Here is a 20,565-nt window from a genome sequence, read left to right as displayed (position 1 = left end):
CAAGCCAAGCGTGACCCGACAGATGGCACCCCCCGCCTCGCGACCGAGCAAGGTGGTCACCGCCGCCGAGGCCGTGGCGCAGGTCCAGAACGGGGACACGGTGGCCACGGGTGGCTTCGTCGGCATCGGCTTCGCCGAGAACGTCGCCATCGCCCTGGAGAACCGGTTCGTCCAGTCCGCGACCCCGCGGGATCTCACCCTGATCTACGCGGCCGGACAGGGCGACGGGAAATCCCGGGGCCTGAACCACCTCGGCCACGAAGGGCTCGTGCGGCGCGTCATCGGCGGACACTGGGGGCTGGCGCCCAAACTGCAGGCCCTGGCCCTCGCCGAGAAGATCGACGGCTACAACCTGCCCCAGGGCATCATCACCCACCTGTTCCGGGACATCGCCGCAGGCAAGCCCGGCACGCTGTCCCGCATCGGCCTCGGCACCTTCGTGGATCCCCTCTTCGGCGGCGGGAAGATCAACCAGCGCACCACCGAGGATCTGGTCGAGCACCTGGCCATCCACGGGAAGGACTACCTGTTCTACAAGGCCATGCCCATCCAGATCGGCATCATCCGCGGCACCACGGCGGATCCCGACGGCAACGTCACCATGGAGCGCGAGGCCCTCACCCTGGAGGCCCAGGCCATCGCCATGGCCGTGCGGAACAGCGGCGGCAAGGTCATCGTCCAGGTAGAACGCCTCGCCGACCGAGGCACCCTCAACCCCAGGCAGGTGAAGATCCCCGGCGTGCTGGTGGATTTCGTGGTGGTGGCGGAGTGCCCCGAGTACCACATGCAGACCTTCGGAGAGCAATACAATCCCGCCTACAGCGGCGAGATCCGCATCCCCATGTCCTCCCTCGAGGCGATGGAGCTCAGCGAGCGCAAGCTCATCGCCCGCCGCGCCGCCATGGAGCTGGTCCCCAACTGCATGGTGAACCTGGGCATCGGCATGCCCGAGGGCATCGCCTCCGTGGCCGTGGAAGAGGGCGCCTCCAACCTCATGACCCTCTCGACGGAGCCCGGCGTCATCGGCGGCGTGCCCGCGGGCGGCCTGAGCTTCGGGGCCGGCTCCAATGCCGCGGCCATCATCGACCAACCCTCGCAGTTCGATTTCTACGACGGCGGGGGTCTGGACCTGGCCTTCCTCGGGCTGGCCCAGGCGGACCGGGAGGGCAACCTCAACGTCAGCAAGTTCGGCACCCGGCTGGCCGGGGCCGGCGGCTTCATCAACATCTCCCAGTCCGCCAAGACCGTCGTCTTCGTCGGGACCTTCACCGCGAACGGGTTGGAGATCGCCGTGGAGAACGGCCAGCTGCGCATCCTCAAGGAAGGGGCCAGCCACAAGTTCATCCAGCAGGTGGAACACCGGACCTTCAGCGGCGACGTGGCCTTCCGCCAGGGCCAGCGGGTGCTCTACGTCACCGAGCGCTGCGTGTTCCGGCTGATCCAGGGTGGCATCGAACTGATCGAGATCGCCCCCGGCATGGACCTCGAGCGGGACATCCTCGCCCACATGGATTTCAAGCCGGCCATCGCCCCGGACCTGAAGCGGATGCCGGAATGCATCTTCCGCAAAGAACCGATGGGCCTCCTGGCCCTGCTGGCCAGGACCTGACAAGGACACTCACGGGTGCCCTCGGCGCCCGCCCGACCATCCGCAAGCCATCACCTCTTTTCCCTTCATCCCTTTCCCATTTCCAGGAGTCCTCCGTGGCCATCGCAGCTTCCCCCGCCGCTCCAGACCAGGAGCACCGACAGATCGTGAAGGTGGCCCTCGCCAGCCTCATCGGCACGTCCATCGAGTGGTACGACTACTTCCTTTACGGAACCGCCGCGGCGCTGGTCTTCAACAAGATCTTCTTCCCCAGCTACGATCCCATCGTCGGCACCCTGCTGGCCTTCGCCACCTTCTCGCTGGGCTTCCTGGCCCGCCCCCTCGGCGGCATCGTGTTCGGCCACTACGGCGACAAGATCGGCCGCAAGAAGATGCTCTACCTGACCCTGATGATCATGGGCCTGGCCACGGCCTGCATCGGCCTGCTGCCCACCTACAGCGTCATCGGCATCTGGGCCCCCGTCCTCCTGATCACCATGCGCCTCCTGCAGGGCTTCGGCCTGGGCGGCGAGTGGGGCGGCGCGGTGCTGATGGCGGTGGAGCACGCGCCCGCCAACCGGCGCGGCTTCTACGGTTCCTGGCCCCAGCTGGGCGCCTTCATCGGCCTGCTGCTCTCCACCCTGGTCTTCCGCGCCGCCAACTCGATGTGGTTCCTCCGGGCAGAGACGAAGGAGGCTGCCAATGCCGCCTTCATCACCTGGGGCTGGCGCGTGCCCTTCCTGCTCAGCTTCCTCCTCGTCGTCGTGGGCATCTGGATCCGGATGACCATCGCCGAGTCCCCGGTCTTCGAGAAGCTGAAGGACCAGAAGCAGGAAGCCAAGATGCCCCTCATCGAGGCGATCACCAAGCACCCCAAGAACATCTTCATCGCCATGGGCGTCCGTTTCGCCGAGAACGGCCTCTTCTACGTCTTCACGGCCTTCTCGCTGGTCTACATCTCCACCTATCTCAAGGTGGACCGTGCCGTGGGCCTCAACGGCCTGCTCTGGGCCGCCTTCGTGGCCATCTTCACCTGCGCCGGCTGGGGCGCCCTGTCCGACAAGCTCGGCCGGCGTCCGGTCTACATGTGGGGCGCACTCTTCTGCGGCATCATGGCCTTCCCCTTCTTCTGGATGCTGGGCACCCGGGAGCCCTGGATCATCTCCATGGCCATCGTCATCCCCGTTGCCCTGGGCCATGCGGCCATGTATGGCCCGCAGGCGAGCTTCCTGTCCGAGATGTTCTCGGCCCGCGTCCGCTACAGTGGCGCCTCCCTGGGCTACCAGCTGGCCTCCATCTTCGCCGGCGGCCTCTCGCCGCTGGTGGCCACCTACCTCCTCAAGAAGGGCGTGGAAGCCGGCAGGGCCTATACCTACATTGCCTACTACATGATGCTGCTGGTGGCCATCACCGCCGTCTCGGTGTACTTCGCCAAGGAGACGCACAAGGACGGCATCGACGCCTAGCACTCGCACACCCAGGTTCCGGCGGACAGCGCCGGAACCTGGGTGTTCTTCAAGGCAAGGCACTCACCTCAATTGCGATTTCGCCTGGCCGCGTGGTCGGACGTGAAACAAACGAAAGGAAGCAGCCATGAGCAAAGCCAGCATCATCGGTGCCTACAACACGGCATTCGGTGCATTCATCAAGAAGGACAAGGCCACCGGCCTGGTCACGGACACCAAGACCTACTACGACCTGCTGATCGAGGCCGGTCGCGGCGCCATCGCCGATGCCGGCCTGGAAGCGAAGGACATCGACGCCATCTACGTGGGCTCCTGCTCGCCGGGTTCCTTCATCAACCAGGAGCATGTGGCCCCCATTGCCGCCGAGATCCATGCGGACCTGCGCTTCAAGCCCATGACCCGCTGCGAGTGCGCCTGCGCCTCCAGCTCGGTGGCGCTCTACGACGCGGTCTACGCCATCGAGGCGGGCCGCGCCAGGCACGTGCTGGTCATCGGCGTGGAGAAGATGAACCTGCTGCCCACGCCGCAGATGACCCACGTGCTGGCCTGCTCCTCCCACTGGCCCAGCGAAGGCTCGCGCGGCATGTCCTTCCCCATGCTGTTCGCGGAGTATGCCAAGGGCTACCAGGCGCACTACAAGATCCCCGCCGAGGAGCTGGAGAAGATGCTCTGGACCGCCGGAGCGCTCTGCTACAAGAACGGCGCCGAGAACCCGCTGGCCCACGTCCAGAACGGCCCCGCGACCGTGGAGGCCATCATGAAGCTCAACGAGCTGGACGCGAAGGGCAAGTGCAAGAACATGATGATCGCCGCGCCCCTGCGCCTGCATGACTGCTCTCTGGTGACGGACGGCGCCGCCGCCCTGGTCATCACCCAGACGGCCAACGTCACCAACAAGGCCCGCGCCGTGGAGATCGCCGGCATCGGCCACTCGGCCGAGCGCCTGCCCGAGAACGTGCGCCCCAACATGCACGAGCTGATGGCCGGCAAGGATGCCGTGGCCAAGGCCTTCAAGGAAGCCAACATCACGGCCGCCGACATCGACCTGGCCGAGGTGCACGACTGCTTCACCATCAACCAGATCCTCTCCACCGAGGCGCTCGGCCTCTCCGTGGACGGCCGGGGCGGCTACGACTACCTGGACGGGCGGTTCACCCGCGACGACCAGGTGGCCATCAACCTCTCCGGCGGCCTGAAGTCCAAGGGGCACCCCGTGGGCGCCACCGGCGCCTCCATGCACGCCCTGATCTACAAGCAGCTCATCGGCGAGCCCATCGGCGTGAAGGCGAAGAAGGCCGACATCGGCGTGGCCTTCAACGTCGGGGGCTCCGCCGTCACCAACTGCGTCACCGTCCTGAAGAAGCTGTAGGGATGGAAGGGGCGACCATGTACACCATCACCTACAACGACATGACCTTCACGGTGGAACCCCGGGGCGACCGCTGGGACATCAGCTATGCCCTGCCCAACGGCTCCAGCGCCATCGCCGGGGCCGGTCTCTTCGCCGGCCTGCCCGGAAACGAGGCCGCCGCCCGTGCCTTGGCCCTGATCAAGACCATCTTTCCCGTGGGCATCAAGTCCGTGGGGCCCGATGTCAGCCACCCGAACACCATCGGCGACCTGAAGATCGTCGGCCCCGACGTCACCCACCCCAACTTCATCTACTGGAACAAGGACAGCGTGTCCTGTCCCGTACAGCTCTGATCCGGCTCCACCCCCATTCAAAGGACGATTCCCATGGACATCAAAGGCAGCGTGGCCCTCGTGACGGGCGGCGGCAACGGCATCGGCGAGGCAGTGGTGAAGCACCTCGCCAGGCAGGGCGCCAAGGTCGCCGTGGTCGACATGGCCCAGAAGAACATCGACCGCGTGGTCAAGGACATCAAGGAGCTGGGCGGCGAGGCCATCGGCATCCAGGCCAACGTGACCAGCGAGGCCGATACCGCCCGCTACATCAAGGGCACGATCGAGGCCTTCGGGAAGCTCAACATCGCCGTGTCCTGCGCGGGCATCATCCGGGACGGGACGATGCTCAGCCTGGACAAGGAGACCGGGCAGGTCTCCAAGAAGCTGGACCTCGCCAAGTGGCAGGCCGTCATCGACACCAACCTCACCGGCACCTTCCTCACCATGCGCGACGCGGCCGAGGCCATGGTGAACGGCGGCTGGGAGGGCCTGCTGGTCCCGATCTCCTCCGTCAACAAGGTGGGCCAGGTCGGCCAGATCAACTACTCCTCCGCCAAGGTCGCCGATGCCCTGATGCCCAAGATCATCGTGGGCGAGTTCCTCATGCGCGGAATCCGCAACATCCGCTGCGTGGCCATCGCCCCCGGCTACACCGCGACCCCCATGCTGACCGGCATGAACCAGGATGCCCTCAAGGCCATCCTCGAGGACGTCCACCTCGGCCGCCTGGTGGCCCCCGAGGAGATCGCCTCGCTGATCGCCTACTGCGTCGAGAACCAGGCCCTGAACGCCACCACCATCGAGATCACCGGCGGCCTCTGCTACCCCAAGGGCATCGCCAAGTAGGGCCGGCTCTGGCCCATGAAGGTGCGGCACTTCCCCAGGATCACCCCAGCACTTCCCCTTTCCCCCCCCAACCCCTTGGATCGCGGGTCATGCACCCCGACCCTCCCTCACACAAAGGACAGGCCATGAACATCCGTTTCGCTGTCGTCGCAGCCGCCTCCGCCGTTGCCGCCTTGCCCAGTTGGGCCCAGGGCATTCAGGTCACCGGGGCCACCAACATCACGATCTCCGGCCTGCTGTCGGTTGGCGTGAAGAACTCCGAGATCACCCAGGGCAGCTCGTCGGCCGCGCAGTGGAGCAATCGCAGCGCCATGCCCGCCGAGACCCACGTGGATGACAACACCTCCCGTCTCATCGTCGCCAGCACTTCGAAGATCACTGAAGGCTGGAACGTGATCTTCCGCATGGAGACGCGCTTCACTCCCAACGTGCGTCCTGGCGATTCGCTCCTCCCGGCTGCGGGCGGTCCTCCGGCCGGTTATGCCGTCAATGATGCCACCGGCATTGCGGATGGCGACACCTGGGGCGGCGTCTCGTCCCCCTATGGTTCCATCGTGGTCGGCAAATCGACCCTCTACTACACCGACACCATCTCCGCGGGCTACCTGGCCCCCTCCCTCGAGGCCCCCGGCGAGAGCTACCGGATCTGGGATGCCAACGGCCTGGCCAGTTTCAACATGCTGTCCACCTACAACACGGGCAATGTGTCCGCCACCGGTGTCCTCACCTCCGTGACCCGCAACGTCCTGGGCAATACCCGCTCAAGGAACGTGGTCCGGTACGATTCGGTCCTGTTCAAGCCCGATTCCGAGAGCCTCCTGAACTTCTCGCTGGCCTGGTCGAAGAACCCCGCTGGGGCCCAGAACATGTTCAACGCGGCCTCCAACACCTCCACCTATGAGGGCGGCCAGACGATCTATGGTCGGGTGATGTACAACGGGCACGGCTTCTCCGCCTCCGGCAGCTACCTCGATCAGAAGTTCCAGGGTGTCGCGGCCAGCGCGGCGAACACCGAGCTGAAGGCCGTTCGAATGGGCGTCTCATACAAGGTCGCCGGGTTCAAGTTCGGCGTCATCTACGACAACGCCAACATGGTGAACGGCCTCAACACCGCCGGCGCCCTTTCCGATGCCAAGCGCACCGCGCTTGAGGTCCCCGTCTCCTACAGCTGGGGCGATCACGCCGTCTACGCCACCTACTCCATCGCTGGCAAGACATCCTCCCTGGCCGACACGGGCGCCAAGCAGCTGAACTTCGTCTACGACTACGCCATGACCAAGCGCGCCTTCGTGGGTGTCTACTACACCAAGCTGGACAACGACACCAACGCCTACTACCAGCCCTTCCTCACCGGCTACAGCCCCTTCGGCGGCAGCGCCATTGCCCGTGGCGAGAGCTGGCGCCAGGTCGGCGTCATCCTCAACTACTGGTTCTAGTCTGGACGGAGGGTGACCTGGGATCCGTCCCGGCGCCCCACCATTCCCAGGCTGGAGGCAGGGACGCCAGTCCCGGGGGGGGCTGGCGTCCCAATTCCACGACCCATTTGGAGGCAACATGCAGCTCCGACGAAACTTCATGAAAAGCCTGGCCCTGGCGGTGATCTGCTCCGGCCTGGCCATGGCCCAGGACATCAAGATCGCCCACGTCTATGACAAGACCGGCGTCCTGGGGGCCTATGCCAAGCAGACGCAGGACGGCCTCCTGCTCGGCCTCGAATACGCCACCAAGGGCACCATGATGGTGAACGGCCACAAGCTGGTGGTCATCGAGAAGGACACCCAGGGCAAGCCCGACGTGGCCAAGTCCATGCTGGAAGCGGCCTACGCCGACGACAAGGCCGCCATCGCGATCGGCCCCACCAGCTCCGGCGCGGCCCTGGCGATGCTGCCGGTGGCCGAGCAGTTCAAGAAGATCCTCCTGGTGGAGCCGGCCGTGGCCGACGACATCACCGGGATCAAGTGGAACCGCTACATCTTCCGCACCGGCCGCTGTTCCTCCCAGGACGCCGTGTCCAACGCCATCGTCCTCGACAAGAAGGGCGTCAACATCGCCACCATGGCGCAGGACAACGCCTTCGGCCGGGACTTCGTGGCCGCCTTCCGGGGTTCCATCAAGAACGCCAAGCTGGTGCACGAGGAGTATCTGCCCCCGGCGACCAGCGATTTCACCGCCGGAGCCCAGCGCCTGTTCGACAAGCTCAAGGGCCTGCCCGGCCGCAAGATCATCTTCATCAACTGGGCCGGCAGCAACGCCTTCAAGATCGCGGATCTGAAGCCCGAGCGCTACGGCATCGAGATCGCCACCGGCGGCAACATCCTGCCGGCCCTGGCCCTCTACAAGCCGTTCCCGGGCCTGGAAGGCGCCGCCTACTACTACTACGAGAGCCCCAAGAACAAGGTGAACGACTGGTTCGTGGCGGAGCACAAGAAGCGGTTCAACAACGTGCCCCCCGACTTCTTCACGGCGGGCGGCATGGCTGCCGGCATCGCGGTCGTCGAGGCCCTCAAGAAGACCAGCGGCTCGGTCGACACCGAAAAGCTGATCGCCACCATGGAGGGCATGGCCTTCGAGACGCCCAAGGGCAAGATGATCTTCCGCAAGGAGGACCACCAGGCCCTGCAGTCCATGTACCACTTCAAGATCAAGGTCGACCCCGCCGTGGCCTGGGCCATCCCCGAGCTCGTGCGTGAGATCAAGATCGACGAAATGGTCATCCCCATCCGCAACAAGCGCTGATCCCACCCGGCCCAGCCGCGCCTCCGCGCCTGCGGATGCGCGGCTGGACATTGCCAGCGCAGCCCCTCCCACCTGAACGAGCCACGATGACCTTTGCCCTGGAAACCCAAGAACTCACCATCCGCTTCGGCGGCCATGTGGCGGTCAACGCCGTCTCCTGCGGCTTCGCGCCGGGCACGCTGACGGCCATCGTCGGCCCCAATGGCGCCGGCAAGACCACCTACTTCAACCTGATCTCGGGCCAGCTCAAAGCCAGCGCGGGGCGGGTGTTCCTGCGCGGAGAGGACATCAGCGCGCACACGGCACCCCACCGCAGCCGCCTGGGCATCGGGCGTGCCTTCCAGCTGACCAACCTCTTCCCCAACCTGAGCGTGCTGGAGAACATCCGCCTCGCGGTTCAATCCTGCGCCGGGCTGGGCCTCAACATGTGGAGCATCTGGAGCAGCCACCGCGAGCTGATCAGCCGGGCCGAGGAGGTGCTGGAGGCGGTGGCCCTGGAGGCCAAGCGCGACGTGGCCGCCGCCGCCCTGCCCCACGGGGACCAGCGGAAGCTGGAGGTGGGGATCCTCATGGCCCTGGAGCCGGACGTGTTCATGTTCGATGAGCCCACCGCGGGCATGAGCGTGGACGAAGTGCCCGTGATCCTCGACCTGATCCGCGTGCTCAAGACGCGGACCGAAAAGACCATCCTGCTGGTCGAGCACAAGATGGACGTGGTCCGCGAGCTCAGTGACCGCATCATCGTCCTGCACAACGGCGCCCTGGTGGCCGACGGCGAGCCGGCCGCCGTGATCGCCTCGCCCATCGTGCAGGAAGCCTACCTGGGCGTGGAGGTGGCCAAGTGAGTGAACCACTGCTGAACCTGCAAGGGGTCCACACCCGCATCGGGGCCTACCACATCCTGCATGGCGTCGACCTCCAGGTGGCCAAGGGCGAGATGACGGTCCTGCTGGGGCGGAACGGCGCCGGCAAGACCACCACCTTGCGCACCATCATGGGTCTGTGGCCCACGGGCGAAGGCACCATCACCTTCCAGGGCGAGAGCATCGCCTCCCGGCCGACCCCGGAGATCTCCCGCCGCGGCATCGCCTACGTGCCGGAGAACATGGGCATCTTCTCCGATCTCACGGTCTGCGAGAACATGCTGCTGGCCGCCAGCGGCGCCAAGCGCGCCGAGGACATGGATCCCGGGCGCCTGGAGTGGATCTTCGGGCTGTTCCCGGCGCTGCGGAAGTTCTGGCAGTACCCGGCGGGGCTGCTCTCCGGTGGCCAGAAGCAGATGCTGGCCGTGGCGCGGGCCATCGTGGAGCCCCGGAAGCTGCTCCTGGTCGATGAGCCCAGCAAGGGCCTGGCCCCGGCCATCATCCAGAACATGATCGCGGCCTTCCGCGAGCTCAAGCAGACCGACACCACCATCCTGCTCGTGGAGCAGAACTTCAATTTCGCGCGCCAGCTCGGTGACCAGGTGGCCGTGATGGACGGCGGCCGCATCGTGCACTCGGGCGCCATGGCCGACCTCGCCGGGGACGAGGCCCTGCAGCAGCATCTGCTGGGGCTGTCCCTTGGGGCCCATCAATGATCAAGGAGCGCGGATGACTTCCTCCACTGCAAGGGTTCCGGCCCCGGAGGCGCTGCCCAGGGTCAAGACCGACCTGCTGCCCCTGCTGCTGCTCCCGGTCATCGCCCTGGCCGCGCTGCCCTTGGTGGGTTCCTTCTCCACCTGGGTCACCCTCACGTTCGCCGGGCTGGCCATGGGCATGATCATCTTCATCATCGCCTCGGGCCTCACCCTGGTCTTCGGCCTGATGGACGTCCTCAACTTCGGCCACGGCGTGTTCATCACCCTGGGCGCCTTCATCGCCACCAGCGTCATCGGCCGGATGGGGGGGTTCGTCGAGAGCCCTTCCCTGCTCCGCAACCTGATGGCGGTGGTGCCCGCCATGCTGATCGCCATGGTGGTGGTCGGCGCGGTCGGCTTCGTGTTCGAGCGGGTGATCATCCGCCCGGTCTACGGCCAGCCCCTCAAGCAGATCATGATCACCATGGGCGGCATGATCGTCGGCGTCGAGCTGATCAAGGTGATCTGGGGTGCCCAGGCCATTCCCCTGCCGCTGCCCGCGGCCATCAGCGGCTCGCTGCTGTTCGGCGACGCGGCCGTGGAGAAGTACCGCCTGATCGCCACCGTGGTGGGGCTGATCGTGTTCGTGGTCATGCTCTGGGTGCTCAGCCGCACCAAGGTGGGCCTGCTGATCCGGGCCGGCGTGCAGGACCGGGAGATGGTCGAGAGCCTCGGCTACCGCATCGGCCTGCTGTTCTTCGGCGTGTTCATCGCCGGCGCGGCCCTGGCCGGACTGGGCGGGGTGATGTGGGGCATGTACCAGCAGACCATCACGCCCGAGATGGGCGGCGCCATCAACGTCCTGCTGTTCATCGTCATCATCATCGGCGGCCTGGGTTCGGTCGGCGGCTGCTTCATCGGCGCCCTGCTGGTGGGCCTGGTGGCCAACTACACCGGTTTCCTCGCCCCCAAGGTGGCGCTGTTCTCCAACATCCTCCTGATGGTGCTCATCCTGCTGTGGCGTCCCCAGGGCCTCTATCCGGTGGTGAAGCGATGATCCTCTGGCGCCTGCTCTCCGGCGACCTGCCCCGCAGCCGCGTGATGACCGCGGTGCTGATCGCCATCTTCCTCGGCCTGCTCCTGACGCCCTTCCTGTTCCCCGGAGCCAAGGCCACCAACGTCGCCGCCAAGATCTGCATCTTCATCGTGCTGGTGGCCAGCTTCGACCTGGTGCTGGGCTACACCGGCATCTTCTCCTTCGCCCACACCATGTTCTTCGGCATCGGCGCCTATGGGGTGGCGATCGCCCTCAACACCCTGGGGGCCACCTGGAAGGCCGTGGCGATCGGCACCGGCGCCGCCCTGGTGGTGGCCCTGGCCCTTTCCCTCGTGATCGGCCTCTTCAGCCTGCGGGTGAAAGCGATGTTCTTCGCCATGATCACGCTCGCGGTCGCCACGGCCTTCCAGACCCTGGCCTCCCAGCTGTCGGAATTCACCGGCGGCGACGACGGGCTCAACTTCAAGGTGCCGGAGCTCCTCAATGCCTCGTTCTCCCTCTCGGAGCACACGATCCGAGGCGTGGCCCTGAATGGCAAGCTGCTCTGCTTCTATCTGGTGTTCGCCGCCGCCGTGGTGCTGTTCCTGGTCATGCTTCGGATCGTCAACTCGCCCTTCGGACGGGTGCTCCAGGCCATCCGCGAGAACGAGTTCCGGGCCGAGGCCATCGGCTACCGGACCGTGGTCTACCGGACCTGCTCCAGCGTCCTGTCGGCCCTGTTCGCCGCGCTGGCCGGGGCCCTGCTGGCCCTCTGGCTGCGCTACAACGGCCCGGACACCTCGCTGTCCTTCGAGATCATGATCAACCTCCTGCTCATGGTGGTGATCGGCGGCATGGGCACCATGTACGGGTCCGTGATCGGGGCGACGCTGTTCATCGTCGCGGAGAACTACCTCCAGGACCTCATGAAGCTCACCAGCAACGGGCTCTCCGGGATCCCCCTCCTGCGGGATCTCTTCCATCCCGACCGCTGGCTGCTGTGGCTGGGCATCCTCTTCGTCCTGAGCGTCTACCGCTTCCCCACGGGCATCGTCGGGAAGCTCCGAACCAAGGCCCGCGGGAACGCCTGAGCCCCGCCATTCCGGGTCTCCGGGAGGTGATCCACCATGCCCCACCTGCACGTGAACCACGTTGATCTTTACTACGAATTCCACGGTCCCGAGACGGGTGAGCTGCTCATCCTCAACAACGGCATCTTCATGAACGCCGCGTCCTGGGGCTTCCAGCTGCCCGAGCTGGCCCGGCGATACCGGGTGCTGGCCTACGACATGCGCGGGCAGGGCCGGAGCGGGCATCCCGAGGGGGAGTATTCCCTGGACCTGCATGCCGAGGACCTGGCGGCCCTGATGGATGCCCTGAGGCTCGGGCCGGCGCACATGGTCGGCACGTCCTACGGCGGCGAGCTGAACCTGCTCATGGGCCTCCGGCATCCGGAGCGCTGCCGCAGCCTGGTGATCATCGCCTCGGTCTCCCACAGCGATGCGCTCTGCGCCGCCATGGTGGAGCGCTGGCGGCTGGCGGCCCAGCTCGGCGACGGGAAGGCGTTCTTCAGGCTCATCCACGCGGACGTCTACTCGGAGGCCTTCCTGACGGAGCGCCCCGACCTGGTCCCCCTTGCGGAGGAACGGTACGCCACCCTCGATCTGCGCGCCGCCGTGCGGCTCATCGAGAGCTTCCAGCGCTTCAACGTCACCGCGGAGCTGCCCGGCATCCAGGTCCCCACCTGCATCGTCTCGGCGGAGCTCGACCTCCTCAAGCCCCGAAAGTACGGAGAGATCATGCACCGGGCCATCCCCGGAGCCGAGTTCCACCTGGTCCCCGGGGCCGGCCACGTCGTCGTCGTGGAGCGGGCGGCGGAGGTCAACACCCTCATTCTCGGATTCCTCGCCAAGCACGCCGCGTGAGCGCGCCGGGAAGCCGCGGATCCTTTCCAGGAGTTGCCATGAATGCCCAGGACATCTACCGCAGCAAGCGGGTCTCCATCGACGAGGCCGTCTCCCACATCCAGAGCGACCATGACGTGATCGTCGCCCAGTGCGCCTCGGAGCCCCAGGGCTGCATGTCGCGCTTCCACATCGTGGGAGATCGGGTGCAGAACGTCCGCGTGTTCTCGGTGCTGACCCTCAAGGAATACGACTTCTACATGAAGAAGGAGATGCAGGGCCACTTCGAGCTGGCCTCCTGGTTCCATGCCCCGGGCTCGCGCGCCGCCCTCAAGGCCGGCACGGGCACCGTGACCTACGTGCCCAACATGCTCCACCGCGCGGCCACGGACCGCATCCACGCGCACCGGCCCGACATCTTCTTCGGTACCTGCACGCCGCCGGACAAGCACGGCTTCGTCTCCCTCTCGCTGGGCATCACCTACGAGAAGGACATCATGGACCACGCCCGCCTCGTCGTCCTGGAGGTGAACCCGCGCCTGCCGCGGACCTTCGGCGACACCCAGGTCCACGTGTCCGAGGTGGACTACTTCGTCGAGCACGACCAGGAGGTGCCCTCCCTGCCCGCCCCGGTGCCCAATGCGACCGACCTCCAGATCGGGGCCTACATCGCGGACCTCGTGGAGGATGGCTCGACGCTCCAGCTGGGCATCGGCGGCATCCCCAACGCCGCGGCCCTCGCGCTCAAGGGCAAGAAGGATCTGGGCGTCCATACGGAGATGCTCGTGGACTCCATGATGGAGCTCTACGAGATGGGCGTCATCACGAACGCCCGGAAGGCCCTGAAGCCCGGCAAGTTCCTCACGACCTTCGCCATGGGCTCGAGGAAGTTCTACGACTGGCTCGACGACAACGTGGCCGTGGAGTTCCAGCGCGGGAGCTGGGTGAACAATCCCGCCATCGTCGCGCAGAACTCCCGGATGGTCTCGGTGAACACCTGCATCTCCGTGGACTTCACGGGGCAGGTGGCCAGCGAGTCCATCGGCACCAGCCAGTACTCGGGCACCGGCGGCCAGTCCGACACGGCGCAAGGTGCGGTGGCCGGCTTCGACGGCCTGGGGAAGAGCATCATCGCCTGCTACAGCACCGCCAAGAACGGCACCGTCTCCACCATCACCCCCACGCTGCCCCTGGGCTCGGCCGTGACCCTGCACCGCTCCCACGTGGACCACGTCGTCACGGAGCACGGCGTGGCGCGCCTGCGGGGCCGGACCGTGCGCGAGCGGACCCGGGAACTCATCAGCATCGCCCACCCGGACTTCCGCGCCGAGCTCACCGAGCAGGCCGGGAAGCTCGGCTACCTGTGATCAGGCCGGGCGCGACACCACATCCCTCAATGGAGTTAGAGCCATGCACGTAGGCATCATCGGACACGGAAACTGGATTCCCTCGGGCAGGGTGACGGCCGCAGACCTGGCCGCGGCCACGGGCATCCCCGAGGACGTCATCGCCCTGAAGTTCGGGGTGAAGGGCAAGCCCATCGCCGGCCCCGGCGAGACCACGGCCTTCATGGGGCTGGCCGCCGCCCACAAGGCCCTGGCCAGTGCCGGCATCGAAGGTGGCGCCGTGGACCTGGTGATCTGGTGCGGGGCCCAGCACAAGGACTACCCCTGCTGGCTGGCGGGCCTGTACGTGGCCAACCAGATCGGCGCGAAAAGCGCCTGGAGCTTCGACATGGAGGCCATGTGCGGCTCCATGATGGCCGCCCTCGACGTGGCCAAGGCCCTCATGACCACGCACCCCGAGCTGGAGACAGTCCTCCTCGTTTCCGGGTACCGCAACAACGACCTCATCGATCCGGCCGTGCCCGAGACCCGCTTCATGCTCGACATCGGCTCGGGCGGTTCGGCCCTGGTGCTGAAGAAGAACGCCGGCCGCAACGCCATCCTGGCCTCGGCCTTCCGCGGCGACGGCTCCCTCTCCGAGATGTGCATCGTGCCCGCCCTGGGGTCCAAGGCCTGGCCCCCTGCGGCCGGGGATTTGGAGCGCGCCCATTTCGTGGTGCCGGACGAGCCGGCCTTCAAGGCCAAGCTGGGCGAGGTGACCATGCCCAACTTCTACGCCGTGATCCGCGAATCGCTGAAGCTGTCCGGCCTGTCGGAGCAGGAGCTCGACTACCTCGCCATCCTCCACTTCAAGCGCAGCGCCCACGACGCCGTGCTGGCGGAGCTGGGCCTCCGGCAGGACCAGAGCACCTACCTCGACGAGTACGGCCACCTGGGCCAGAACGACCAGGTGCTCTCCCTCGAGCTGGGGCTGAGGGACGGGAAGATCCACGACGGCTCCCGCATCGTGTTCGTCGGCGCGGGGCTCGGGTTCGTCTGGGCCGCCACCACCATCCAGTGGGGCCCGTATTCGGAGTAGGAGGTTGCATGTCCATGGGATGGATGGTCGGAGCCCTGTTACTGGGCTCGTTCCTCATCGCCGTTTTCGTCGTCGGCTGGCTGATGCTCAAGCGGCCCCTGGAGCTCTTTGACTGGGGCACGCGGCGGGCCCTGGCCCGGGCCGGACTGGAGAAGCGCGTGGTCCCCTCGCCGGCGGGCCCGCAGACCGTCTTCGTGGGCGGCGCGGGCCCCGTGCTGGTGTTCCTGCACGGCGCCGGCCACCAGGCGGGAACCTGGCTGCAGTCCGCCCGGGCCCTCGGCGCGCGCTACACCCTGGTGATCCCGGACCTCGCGGGCCACGGCGAGAGCTCACCCCGGACAGGACCGATCCAGGCCTCCGACATCGTGGGCGGGCTGGAGGCCGTGATCGCCAGCCAGGCCCAGGGCCGTCCAGTCACCCTCATCGGCAACTCGCTGGGCGGGTGGATGGCGATGGTGCTGGCCACCCGGCACCCCGAATGGGTGGAGCGGATCGTCGCCGTCAACGGCGGGCCCCTGGCGGGCACCGATCCGAGCGTGCGCATGCTGCCAGCCACCCGCGAGGAGGCCCGCGAGACCATGGCCCGCCTGCGGGATGCCAGCAGCCCCGCCATCCCCGACCATGTCCTGGATGACCTGGTGCGCCGCTCCCGCAACGGGCCCTTCGCCCGCTTCGTGGCCACCACCCCCACCATGGGTGACTGGGCGCTTACCGAGGCCCAGCTAGAGACCATCCGGGTTCCGGTACGGCTGATCTGGGGCGTCTCGGATGGGCTGATGCCCCTGGCCTACGCCCAGCGCATGCTGGCGGCGCTGCCCGATGCCGAGCTCCTGGCACTGGAGGGCTGTGGGCACGTGCCCCAGCAGGAGGCCCCCGGGCGCTTCCTGACGGCGCTTCGGAAGGCACTCGAGGGTGTCCCCGCCTGAACCGGGGGAGCCCGGAAATCCGGCCAGCGTCCAGCGTGCCACCCGGCCAATACTTGGCCAGGAGGCCCCCCGTCCCGAAGATCACTTCAGGGACAGACCGCCATGCACCCGCCCCCCGCCCAGAACCAGAGGGCCTGCCTTCGACGGCTGGTGGCGGGTCTGCTGATCCTGCTCGGCCTGCCCCTGTGGGCCCAGTCCCAGGCCTTCCGTCGGTACGACGGCCGGGACGGCCTGCCCCAGAGCCAGATCCACGTCCTGATCGAGGACCGGGAAGGGTTCGTGTGGGCCGGCACTGCGGAGGGTCTGGCCCGCCTGGGGGCTTTCGGCATCCAGAGCTTCGGCTCCGGCCAGGGGCTGCGGTCCGTCAACATCAACGACCTGCTGCAGGACCGCTCGGGTGCCATCTGGGTGGCGGCCCACGAAAACGGCATCGCCGAGATCCGGGGTCACCAGGTCCGGACCATCTCCTCGGAGCAGGGCCTCACGGTCTCGACGGTCTACTGCCTCCTGGAGGATGAGCAGGGGAACCTCCTGGCGGGTACCCGGCAGGGGCTGTTCCGGAAGCAGGGAGACCGGTTCGAGAAGGTGGCGCTTCCCGGGGAATGGGACCACCTCCCGATCTTCGCCATGGTCCGGGACCCGAGAGGGGGCATCTGGCTGGGTTCCCTGAAGGGCAACCTGGCCCGCTGGGACGGGAACCGCATGCGGCCAGGCGTGCTTCCCGCCCCGGTCGCCTCCCGGTTCCGCAGAATGAGCGTGGACGCCCAGGGGCGGGTGTGGGCCCTCTGCACCGAGGCCCTGTTCCGGCTGGGAGGCGATGGCCGCTGGCTGAGGGAGCCCCTCCCGGGACTGCCCCGGAACCCGCGGTTCCGGTCCTTCCAGGTGGCCCCCGACGGAGAGGTGCTCCTGGCCCTGGACACGGATGGTCTCTACCTCCATCGGCCTGGCGGCCCGGGCAGGATGCTCACCCACCTGGACGGTCTGCCCAGGAATGGCATCTCCTCTGTGATGCGGGACAGCCGGGGCAACCTCTGGGTCGGCACGGACGGGGCCGGGCTCATGGTCGAGGCCATGCCCGGGCTCCTCACCCTGGACACGAACCTCCAGAGGGGCGTGGGCCTGGGCCTCGGATCCGTGCTCTCCTTCCATGAGCTGGGGCCTGGGGAGATGCTGATCGGAAGTTCATCCGGCCTCCACCTGTGGGAGGAAGGCAAGGGGGTCATCCGCAGCTGGGACCGCTCCCGCGGGCTCCCCAGCAATGAGGTCTGGAGCATCGCCCCCCACCCCCTCGGAGGCGCCTGGGTGTCCACCATCAAGGGCGTGGTCCGCTGGGTGGACGGGAGGATCGAGCCGGGACCGAAGGAGGTGGCCTCCCTCAATGTGGGTTCCCTGCTCGCCCACCAGGGCCGTCTCTGGGTGGCCTCCCTCGAGCAGGGGCTGCTGGAACTGGACCTCCACGGACGGTTCCTCGGCAGGCACCCCGTTCCCGAGGAGGTGGGCGACCCGGCGATCGTGGCCCTCCTCCCCCAGCCCGGCGGCGTTCTGGTCGCCACCCGGTTCGGCATCTTCGCCTTCGAGCAGGGCCGGTACCGGCGCTTCCTCCAGGACACTCCCGTGGCCAAGGTCGCTGTCACCTGCTTCTTCCAGGATCCGGATGGCACCCTCTGGGTGGGGACCGACACCGACGGCCTCTACGGGTTTCCCAAGGGCGAGGCCGGCCCCTGGGTCCACTACGGAGAGGCCCAGGTCCGGGGCAGCATCAGCTGGATCGCCAGGCTGCGCGGCGACACGCTGGCCGTGGGACACGCCATGGGCGTCTCCCTGATCCAGGGGGCGCGGGGAACGCTGCTCACCCAGAACCTGGGCCTGCTGTCCAACGAGACGTCTGAATCCGCGGTGAAGGTGGACCGGGCCGGCCGGCTCTGGATTGGCATGGTGGGCGGCCTCTGCGTCCTTGAGCACGCCGCGGAGCTGCCCGCTCCCATCGTCCTGAGGCCCAGGATCCTGGAAGCCTCCATGGGCGAGTTGTCCTTCCTGCTGCCCCGTTCCTTCACCCTGCCGCCGAATCCGGGCACATTGAAGGTGCGGTACGATGCCGGGAATCCCATCCTGCCGACCACGCCCAGGTTCGAAGTCCGGATCGACGGGGTGGACGGGATCTGGAGGGCCGCTGACGAGGTCGGCAACACCATCCAGATCGCCCACCTGGAGCCAGGGTCGTACGCCATCCGCGTCCGTTCGACCCTGGATGGCCAGCTCTGGACCGAGTCCGATCCCCTCGACATCCAGGTCCAGGCGGCCTGGTACCAGACCTGGCTCACCCGCGGCCTCCTGGTCGTGGTGATCCTGGGCCTTGGGGTCCTCGTCGTCCACGGGCGGCTGAGGCAGGTCCGGCGCCAGGCCCACCGGCTGGAGCTCAAGGTCGAGGAGCGCACGGAGGAGCTGGCGCTGCGGAACCGCTCCCTGGAGCGCCTGCACCACCAGCTCAAGGGCAGCCTGGAGGGCCGCATCCAGCTCATGAACATGATCACCCACGACCTCCGGTCGCCCTTGACGAGCATCATCCTGTCCGTGGACCGGGTCGGAGAAGATCCCGGAAACGCGGAGGGCGTCCGGCAGGGGCTTCGGGTCATCCAGCACGAGGCCCACCGGGTGGAGCGGCTCCTCAGGAACCACCTGGACCAGAGCCGTGCCCAGAGCCTCACGGATGGGCTCCAGTTCCGGGTCTGCCACCCCAGGGAGATCCTGGAGGGCCTCACGGAGACCTTGAAGCTGAAGGCGGAGGCCAAGGGCCTGGTGGCCGAATCCGCCCTGGACGCCGCCGGGGACCGGGTCTGGGTGCATGCAGACACCGCCGCGCTCCAGCAGGTGGTCTTCAACCTCATCGAGAACGCCCTCAAGTTCACGCCATCCCCCGGCAGCGTCGGCATCCGGACCCGGCTGGAGCCCACCGCCTGGATCCTGGACGTGTGGGACACGGGGAGGGGGATCGAACCCGAGACGATCGCCTGCCTCTTCCAGGCCTTCCAGCAAGCCAGGGACTCGGACGCCATCCTGGGCTGGGGCCTCGGCCTCAGCATCTGCCGGGCCCTCGTGGAGGCCCACGAGGGCCGCATCGAGGTCCAGAGCGAGGTGGGGAAGGGCTCCACCTTCAGCGTCTTCCTCCCCCTCCTCACCACAGATCCGAACCCGGCCTGACGGCGTTCCGAAGACACGAAAACCCGCCCTCCGGCGGGTTTTCGCATCCGTAATCGAGGTCGTCTAGCCGACGATCTTCTTCATCCAGCCATGGGTGTCGGGCACGCGGCCATGCTGGAGGTCCAGCAGGACTTCGCGGAGCTTCGCGGCCACGGGGCCGGTCTGGCCGCCGTTGATGTCCCAGTTGCCGCGGCGGGACTTCACGTGGCCCACGGGGGTGATGACGGCGGCGGTGCCGCAGGCGAAGGCCTCGGTCATGCGGCCCTCGGCGATGGCGTTCTTCCACTCGTCCACGGTGATCTTGCGCTCCTCGGCGCGGAAGCCCTGCTCGCGGGCCAGCTGCAGCAGGCTGTCGCGGGTGATGCCGGGCAGCAGGGTGCCGGTGAGCTCGGGGGTGACGACCACGGTCTCGCCCTTCTCCTGGTAGACGAAGAAGATGTTCATGCCGCCCATCTCCTCGATGTAGTTGCGCTCGATGGCATCGAGCCACACCACCTGGTCGCAGCCCTCTTCTTTCGCCTGGCGCTGGGCCACGAGGCTGGCGGCGTAGTTGCCGGCGCACTTGGCGAAGCCGGTGCCGCCGGGCGCGGCGCGGACGAAGTCATCGGAGATCCACACGGTCACGGGCTTCACGCCGGCGGGGAAATAGGCGCCACTGGGGCTCGCCAGCAGCACGAAGAGGTACTCGTTGCTGGGGCGCACGCCCAGGGCGGCTTCCGTGGCGATCATGAGGGGGCGCATGTAGAGGCTCTCGCCCAGGTTGCCGGGCACCCAGGCCTGGTCCTGCGTGATGAGGGCCTTGGCGGCGCCGATGAAGATGGCCTCCGGCAGCTCGGGCATGGCGAGGCGGGCGGCGGAGGCGTTGAAGCGCCGCGAATTGGCCTCGGGGCGGAAGGAGGCGATGCTGCCGTCGGGCTGCTTGTAGGCCTTGAAGCCCTCGAAGATGGCCTGGCCGTAGTGCAGCACGGAGGCGGCGGGATCCATCTCCAGGGGGCCGTAGGCCTTCAGCACGCCCTTGCCCCAGCCCTCGTCCTCCTTGTAGGGCACCACCACCATGTGGTCGGTGAAGATGCGGCCGAAACCGGGGTTGGTCATGCGCACGGCCCGCTCCTCGGCGGTGGCGGGGTGGGCGGAAGGTCGGATCTCGATCGTGGCGTCGGTCATGGCGTGGCTCACAGAAACTCCCTGGTGGGAGGG

The 20,565-nt window shown here is 67.3% G+C and carries 16 protein-coding genes and 1 pseudogene; 16 read left to right on the top strand and 1 reads right to left on the bottom strand.

Features of this window, described 5'->3' with window-relative positions:
- Window positions 1–22 precede the first annotated feature (22 nt).
- From QOZ81_RS02965 to QOZ81_RS02890, 16 genes and pseudogenes are all read left to right on the top strand, one after another.
- Window positions 23–1,585: pseudogene (locus QOZ81_RS02965) on the top strand (acyl CoA:acetate/3-ketoacid CoA transferase); the annotation flags it as partial.
- 119 nt (window positions 1,586–1,704) lie between these two features.
- Entirely contained in the window at window positions 1,705–3,054 is a 1,350-nt protein-coding gene (locus QOZ81_RS02960; RefSeq protein WP_291201837.1) for an MFS transporter, read from the top strand.
- 127 nt (window positions 3,055–3,181) lie between these two features.
- A complete protein-coding gene (locus QOZ81_RS02955) occupies window positions 3,182–4,423 on the top strand; it encodes a thiolase C-terminal domain-containing protein (protein WP_291201839.1) in 1,242 nt (413 codons plus the stop codon).
- Window positions 4,424–4,440: 17 nt separating this feature from the next.
- Window positions 4,441–4,758 carry a hypothetical protein gene (locus tag QOZ81_RS02950; protein WP_291201843.1) on the top strand — a complete coding sequence of 106 codons (318 nt, stop codon included), beginning with the start codon at window positions 4,441–4,443 and terminating at the stop codon, window positions 4,756–4,758.
- A gap of 33 nt (window positions 4,759–4,791) precedes the next feature.
- Window positions 4,792–5,586, top strand: coding sequence for an SDR family NAD(P)-dependent oxidoreductase (locus tag QOZ81_RS02945; RefSeq protein WP_291201847.1), 795 nt, complete (start codon window positions 4,792–4,794; stop codon window positions 5,584–5,586).
- Between the two features lie 125 nt (window positions 5,587–5,711).
- The gene (locus QOZ81_RS02940) at window positions 5,712–7,022 is read left to right on the top strand and encodes a porin (RefSeq protein ID WP_291201850.1); all 1,311 of its coding nucleotides are present in this window, start codon (window positions 5,712–5,714) and stop codon (window positions 7,020–7,022) included.
- A gap of 118 nt (window positions 7,023–7,140) precedes the next feature.
- Window positions 7,141–8,322, top strand: coding sequence for a substrate-binding domain-containing protein (locus QOZ81_RS02935; RefSeq protein WP_291201853.1), 1,182 nt, complete (start codon window positions 7,141–7,143; stop codon window positions 8,320–8,322).
- Window positions 8,323–8,408: 86 nt separating this feature from the next.
- On the top strand, window positions 8,409–9,167 hold the full coding sequence (locus QOZ81_RS02930; RefSeq protein WP_291201856.1) for an ABC transporter ATP-binding protein: 759 nt from the start codon (window positions 8,409–8,411) through the stop codon (window positions 9,165–9,167).
- Window positions 9,164–9,901, top strand: coding sequence for an ABC transporter ATP-binding protein (locus QOZ81_RS02925; protein ID WP_291201859.1), 738 nt, complete (start codon window positions 9,164–9,166; stop codon window positions 9,899–9,901). Before QOZ81_RS02930 ends, QOZ81_RS02925 begins: the two co-directional genes overlap by 4 nt.
- A gap of 13 nt (window positions 9,902–9,914) precedes the next feature.
- Window positions 9,915–10,937 carry a branched-chain amino acid ABC transporter permease gene (locus QOZ81_RS02920; protein ID WP_291201862.1) on the top strand — a complete coding sequence of 341 codons (1,023 nt, stop codon included), beginning with the start codon at window positions 9,915–9,917 and terminating at the stop codon, window positions 10,935–10,937.
- Window positions 10,934–12,007 (top strand): branched-chain amino acid ABC transporter permease, encoded by a 1,074-nt coding sequence (locus tag QOZ81_RS02915; RefSeq protein ID WP_291201865.1) that lies wholly within the window; start codon window positions 10,934–10,936, stop codon window positions 12,005–12,007. Before QOZ81_RS02920 ends, QOZ81_RS02915 begins: the two co-directional genes overlap by 4 nt.
- A 36-nt stretch (window positions 12,008–12,043) precedes the next feature.
- On the top strand, window positions 12,044–12,841 hold the full coding sequence (locus QOZ81_RS02910; RefSeq protein WP_291201868.1) for an alpha/beta fold hydrolase: 798 nt from the start codon (window positions 12,044–12,046) through the stop codon (window positions 12,839–12,841).
- A gap of 38 nt (window positions 12,842–12,879) precedes the next feature.
- Window positions 12,880–14,187: an acetyl-CoA hydrolase/transferase family protein gene (locus QOZ81_RS02905; RefSeq protein WP_291201871.1), complete on the top strand. Its 1,308-nt coding sequence runs from the start codon at window positions 12,880–12,882 to the stop codon at window positions 14,185–14,187.
- A gap of 43 nt (window positions 14,188–14,230) precedes the next feature.
- Window positions 14,231–15,244, top strand: a complete 1,014-nt coding sequence (locus QOZ81_RS02900) for a 3-oxoacyl-ACP synthase (protein WP_291201874.1) — start codon at window positions 14,231–14,233, stop codon at window positions 15,242–15,244.
- Between the two features lie 8 nt (window positions 15,245–15,252).
- Window positions 15,253–16,170, top strand: a complete 918-nt coding sequence (locus QOZ81_RS02895) for an alpha/beta fold hydrolase (protein ID WP_291201878.1) — start codon at window positions 15,253–15,255, stop codon at window positions 16,168–16,170.
- Window positions 16,171–16,272: 102 nt separating this feature from the next.
- On the top strand, window positions 16,273–19,368 hold the full coding sequence (locus QOZ81_RS02890) for a sensor histidine kinase (RefSeq protein ID WP_291201880.1): 3,096 nt from the start codon (window positions 16,273–16,275) through the stop codon (window positions 19,366–19,368).
- A gap of 63 nt (window positions 19,369–19,431) precedes the next feature.
- On the opposite strand, the gene QOZ81_RS02885 is transcribed toward QOZ81_RS02890, so the two are convergent.
- Window positions 19,432–20,532 (bottom strand): branched-chain amino acid aminotransferase, encoded by a 1,101-nt coding sequence (locus QOZ81_RS02885; protein ID WP_291201882.1) that lies wholly within the window; start codon window positions 20,530–20,532, stop codon window positions 19,432–19,434.
- Window positions 20,533–20,565: the final 33 nt, after the last annotated feature.

The sequence above is a fragment of the Geothrix sp. genome, assembly GCF_030219325.1.
Classification (GTDB): Bacteria; Acidobacteriota; Holophagae; order Holophagales; family Holophagaceae; genus Geothrix.
Note: the sequence above shows the minus strand (reverse complement) of the source record. Positions and strands in the feature narration are given on the sequence as shown.

Excerpts from the sequence above, each read along its gene's own strand:
- QOZ81_RS02955 (WP_291201839.1), top strand. The coding sequence starts at position 3,182 with ATGAGCAAAGCCAGCATCATCGGTGCCTACAACACGGCATTCGGTGCA.
- QOZ81_RS02950 (WP_291201843.1), top strand. The coding sequence starts at position 4,441 with ATGTACACCATCACCTACAACGACATGACCTTCACGGTGGAACCCCGG.
- QOZ81_RS02945 (WP_291201847.1), top strand. The coding sequence starts at position 4,792 with ATGGACATCAAAGGCAGCGTGGCCCTCGTGACGGGCGGCGGCAACGGC.
- QOZ81_RS02940 (WP_291201850.1), top strand. The coding sequence starts at position 5,712 with ATGAACATCCGTTTCGCTGTCGTCGCAGCCGCCTCCGCCGTTGCCGCC.
- QOZ81_RS02935 (WP_291201853.1), top strand. The coding sequence starts at position 7,141 with ATGCAGCTCCGACGAAACTTCATGAAAAGCCTGGCCCTGGCGGTGATC.
- QOZ81_RS02930 (WP_291201856.1), top strand. The coding sequence starts at position 8,409 with ATGACCTTTGCCCTGGAAACCCAAGAACTCACCATCCGCTTCGGCGGC.
- QOZ81_RS02920 (WP_291201862.1), top strand. The coding sequence starts at position 9,915 with ATGACTTCCTCCACTGCAAGGGTTCCGGCCCCGGAGGCGCTGCCCAGG.
- QOZ81_RS02915 (WP_291201865.1), top strand. The coding sequence starts at position 10,934 with ATGATCCTCTGGCGCCTGCTCTCCGGCGACCTGCCCCGCAGCCGCGTG.
- QOZ81_RS02910 (WP_291201868.1), top strand. The coding sequence starts at position 12,044 with ATGCCCCACCTGCACGTGAACCACGTTGATCTTTACTACGAATTCCAC.
- QOZ81_RS02905 (WP_291201871.1), top strand. The coding sequence starts at position 12,880 with ATGAATGCCCAGGACATCTACCGCAGCAAGCGGGTCTCCATCGACGAG.
- QOZ81_RS02900 (WP_291201874.1), top strand. The coding sequence starts at position 14,231 with ATGCACGTAGGCATCATCGGACACGGAAACTGGATTCCCTCGGGCAGG.
- QOZ81_RS02895 (WP_291201878.1), top strand. The coding sequence starts at position 15,253 with ATGTCCATGGGATGGATGGTCGGAGCCCTGTTACTGGGCTCGTTCCTC.
- QOZ81_RS02890 (WP_291201880.1), top strand. The coding sequence starts at position 16,273 with ATGCACCCGCCCCCCGCCCAGAACCAGAGGGCCTGCCTTCGACGGCTG.
- QOZ81_RS02885 (WP_291201882.1), bottom strand. The coding sequence starts at position 20,532 with ATGACCGACGCCACGATCGAGATCCGACCTTCCGCCCACCCCGCCACC.